This is a genomic window from Winslowiella iniecta, from assembly GCF_001267535.1.
Lineage (GTDB): Bacteria > Pseudomonadota > Gammaproteobacteria > Enterobacterales > Enterobacteriaceae > Erwinia > Erwinia iniecta.
Genome location: NZ_JRXE01000077.1, coordinates 1 through 314, shown reverse-complemented (window position 1 = coordinate 314; position 314 = coordinate 1). Strand labels below are relative to the sequence as shown.

At 65.6% G+C, this 314-nt stretch carries 1 pseudogene; it reads left to right on the top strand.

Going from position 1 to position 314, the window contains the following annotated elements:
- Nucleotides 1-314 (top strand): annotated as a pseudogene (locus NG42_RS22965) (RHS repeat domain-containing protein); the annotation flags it as partial.

The window sequence follows — 314 nt, the reverse complement described above, 5'->3', positions numbered from 1 at the left end:
GGCAGGTGGTATGGCACAACCTGCTGCGCAGGCTGAAAGGTGCGCGTCAGGAGTATGACGGTTTTGGCCGCCTGGCCTGGCGCAAAGCGGCGCGGGGGGCCGCGGAGCAGTTCTTCAGCTATAACGCGGAGCATCAGCTCAGCGAGGTGCGGCTGAGCGGGCACCGGACGTTCAGCCGCGTGCAGTACCGCTATGATGCGCTGGGGCGGCGCACGCATAAAATTCTGCATCGCCACGGCGAGCCGGATGCGGAAATAATGACCTTCCACTGGCAGGGGCTGCAGATGGTGGGCGAGCAGAGCAGCCGCTCGCCC